A 2624-nucleotide genomic window follows, 5' to 3' on the forward strand; every position below is an offset into this window, starting at 1 on the left:
ATGGACCAAACTTAAACCTACTGGGTGTTAGGGAAAAAAGCATATACGGCACCAACACCTTCGAAGACTATTATGAAACACTATGCACAGAATTTCCAGATATCACCATGGATTATTTCCAATCAAATATTGAAGGTGAAATTGTGGATAAACTCCATGAGATAGGTTTCAATTACGATGGAATAATTTTGAATGCTGGTGCCTATACCCATACTTCTGTGGCCATAACAGATGCCATTGCCGGAATAAAAACTCCTGTTTTTGAAGTACATATCTCCAACATTTATTGCCGGGAGGATTTTAGACACAAAAGCCTTTTAAGCCGCAATTGTGTGGGAATCATTTCTGGTGTAGGACTAGAAGGGTATAAACTGGCTCTACTCCATTACATTTTTGAAAGCAAGAAAAAGAAAAAATGATCAGTTTTTATCCCGGTCCTTCCAAGGTTTATTCAGATATTCCGCGCTATGTGCAGGACGCCTACAAAAGTGGGGTTATGAGTATTAATCATCGTTCTTCGGAATTTGTAGAAATTTCAAAGACCGTTATTCATTTATTAAAATCGAAATTAAGAATCCCTGAAGATTATACCCTTTTTTTTACTTCTTCTGCCACTGAATGTTGGGAGATATTAGCCCAATCTTTAATCAGCAAAAAGAGCTATCATCTTTTTAATGGTGCTTTTGGACAAAAGTGGTATGAATATACAAAAAAACTTAAACCTAATGCAGAAGGATTAACATTTAGCCTGCATAACCCAATTATGCCTTCTGGTTTAAATATTCCTGAGGATACAGAAATGATTTGTATCACTCAGAATGAAACTTCCAATGGAACCCAGGTTAGGAATAAGACTATCGCTGAAATTAAAAAACATTACTCCGAACCCCTTCTTGCGGTGGATGCCACTTCCTCTTTAGGAGGAGTTTACCTGGATTTTAAACAAGCTGACATTTGGTATGCTTCTGTCCAGAAATGTCTGGGATTGCCTGCAGGAATGGCTTTAATGATCTGTTCTCCAAAAGCCCTTCAAAAGGCCAGAGAAATAGGGGAAAACAACCATTATAATAGCCTACTGTTTATGATGGAAAAAATGAAAGTCCATCAGACCACCTATACACCCAATGTGTTAGGTATTTATTTAATGATGCGCACCTTAAAAACAAGCCCCATTATTGAAGCACAAGATTCATTGATTAAGGAACGATACAACAAATGGGTTGAAAAAATTAACCAACTCCAACACTTTAAATGTCTAATTACGAACGATGAGGTACGTTCCCATACAGTTTTAACCGTAGAAGGAAAAACGGAACAAATAACTTCAATAAAACGGGAAGCAAAAGATGCAGGAATTCTATTGGGGAATGGTTATGGAAACTGGAAAATGACCACTTTTCGCATTGCGAATTTTCCTGCCATTCAGCGGAAAGAGATCAATCGTCTGGAAAACTTTCTATCTTCTTATTACTAGAAATAAGAATTCACAGAAGCTTAACGTTAATTTTACCAATTAAGACTTTATTAACAGGTACTTTTTTATAGTTTTGCGCAAATTTTTATTAAGATGTTCAATTTCGATTTCAAAGAGATCATATCTGTTACCCTAATTCTTTTTTCGGTGATAGATATAGTGGGATCAATCCCAATCATTATTGATTTAAGAAAAAAAAATGGCCATGTGCAGTCGGAAAAAGCAACAATTATTTCCGGCGTGCTTATGTTTTTATTTCTTTTTCTAGGAACAACCATATTGAATCTATTTGGAATTGACATTGGCTCTTTTGCAATTGCAGGGGCTTTGGTGATGTTTTTAATTGGAATGGAAATGATTCTGGGTATTGATATTTTTAAATCAGATCCGGAAAGTTCCACGGGCTCCATTATTCCCTTAGCCTTCCCATTGATTGCCGGTGCAGGTACTATGACGACGCTTATCTCTCTAAAGGCAGAATATATGCAGCCTAATATCAGTGTAGGTATTATTTTAAACCTGATATTTGTTTATATCGTGTTGAAAAGCTCTTCCTGGCTAGAAAGGAAAATTGGACCGGGAGGAATTGGTATTTTGCGGAAAGTATTTGGTATTATTTTACTGGCAATTGCCATTAAATTATTTAAAAGTAACGTTATAAGTGAGTTAGGGGGGGTATTTCACAACCACCCTCTTCATTGATCCTTAAAAATACACCTATGATTTCCATGTATACAGACGGTGCTTCAAAAGGCAATCCAGGTCCTGGAGGATATGGCACCATCTTAGAATATAAAGAGCATCGTAAAGAACTCACCCAGGGTTATCGCCTTACTACCAATAACCGGATGGAACTTTTGGCCGTTATTGTGGGCCTTGAGGCTTTAAAAAAACCGGGATTTAATGTTACCATTTATTCGGATTCAAAATATGTTGTTGACGCCGTTGAAAAAGGTTGGGTATTCAATTGGGAGAAAAAATCTTTTTCGGGAAAGAAAAACCCTGACTTATGGCAAAGATTTCTTAAAGTATTTCGTCAACACAAGGTGAAGTTTATTTGGATAAAAGGGCATAATGGGCATCCGGAAAATGAACGCTGCGACGAAATGGCGGTTTTAAGTGCTGAAGGCACCAGATTGAAAGTAGATGA

General features: G+C 36.9%; 4 protein-coding genes. All 4 read left to right on the forward strand.

The genetic code is table 11. From position 1 onward, the window contains the following. Positions 1 to 419 (forward strand): type II 3-dehydroquinate dehydratase (locus E1171_RS03115; RefSeq protein ID WP_155203981.1); only part of this gene is annotated, 419 nt, incomplete at its 5' end. Next, complete coding sequence (locus E1171_RS03120) at positions 416 to 1474, forward strand: aminotransferase class V-fold PLP-dependent enzyme (RefSeq protein WP_155203983.1); 1059 nt, start codon at positions 416 to 418, stop codon at positions 1472 to 1474. The genes E1171_RS03115 and E1171_RS03120, both read left to right, overlap by 4 nt. A 93-nt stretch (positions 1475 to 1567) precedes the next feature. Then, positions 1568 to 2176, forward strand: coding sequence for a MarC family protein (locus E1171_RS03125; protein ID WP_155203985.1), 609 nt, complete (start codon positions 1568 to 1570; stop codon positions 2174 to 2176). A 17-nt stretch (positions 2177 to 2193) separates the two neighbouring features. Then, positions 2194 to 2624: ribonuclease HI (gene rnhA / locus E1171_RS03130; protein ID WP_155203987.1), on the forward strand; the 431-nt coding region annotated here is incomplete at its 3' end.

The sequence above is a fragment of the Xanthovirga aplysinae genome (assembly GCF_009711365.1).
In the GTDB taxonomy this organism is placed as follows: Bacteria; Bacteroidota; Bacteroidia; order Cytophagales; family Cyclobacteriaceae; genus Xanthovirga; species Xanthovirga aplysinae.

Coding starts and splice junctions, on each gene's coding strand:
- E1171_RS03125 (WP_155203985.1), top strand. CDS start 1,568: ATGTTCAATTTCGATTTCAAAGAGATCATATCTGTTACCCTAATTCTT.
- E1171_RS03120 (WP_155203983.1), top strand. CDS start 416: ATGATCAGTTTTTATCCCGGTCCTTCCAAGGTTTATTCAGATATTCCG.